Origin of the sequence: Roseomonas genomospecies 6, from assembly GCF_008365375.1 — a bacterium.
Taxonomy (GTDB): Bacteria; Pseudomonadota; Alphaproteobacteria; order Azospirillales; family Azospirillaceae; genus Azospirillum.
The window spans coordinates 1-567 of sequence record NZ_QOKW01000103.1 but is presented as its reverse complement, the minus strand read 5'-3'; the positions used below and the strand labels follow the sequence as shown (position 1 = coordinate 567).

Sequence of the window (567 nt, the reverse complement as noted above, 5' to 3'; positions counted from 1 at the left end):
GTAAGCGGAGCGTGATCGCACCGGATCAGGCGTTGACGGCGGGCTTCCAGTTCCAGGGGAGCAGATCGGCGAGGCGTGCGGCGGGGTAGCCGTTCACCATGCGCTCCAGTACGTCGCGCAGGTAGGCGAACGGCTCGACAGCGTTGAGCTTGCAGGTCTCAACCAGCGAGGCGATCACCGCCCAGCGATGGCCGCCGCCCTCCGAGCCGGCGAAGAGGCTATTCTTCCGGCCGAGGGCTACCGGTCTGATGCAGCGCTCCACTGTGTTGGTATCCATCTCCACCCGGCCGTCGCCCAGGTAGACGCACAGCGCCTTCCAGCGGCCGAGCGCATAGCGGATCGCCTCGGCCAGCTTGGAGCGGCCCGGCAGGCGGGGAAGTTCGTGCTCCAGCCACGCCTTCAGCTCCGCCACTTGGGAAGCGGCCTCGGCTTGCCGAAGCTGCCGGCGTTCATCGGCCGTGCGGCCGCGGATGCGCTCTTCGATCGCGTAGAGCCGGGCGATGCGGCGCAGTGCCTCGGCGGCGATCGGCGAGCCGTTTTCGGCCAGGTCGTAGAACCGTCGGCGCG

1 protein-coding gene is annotated in these 567 nt (G+C 69.1%); it reads right to left on the bottom strand.

The window, feature by feature from the left end:
• Nucleotides 1–25: 25 nt before the first annotated feature.
• A partial coding sequence (gene tnpC, locus DS843_RS30960; protein ID WP_149472628.1) for an IS66 family transposase occupies nucleotides 26–567 on the bottom strand: 542 nt, incomplete at its 5' end.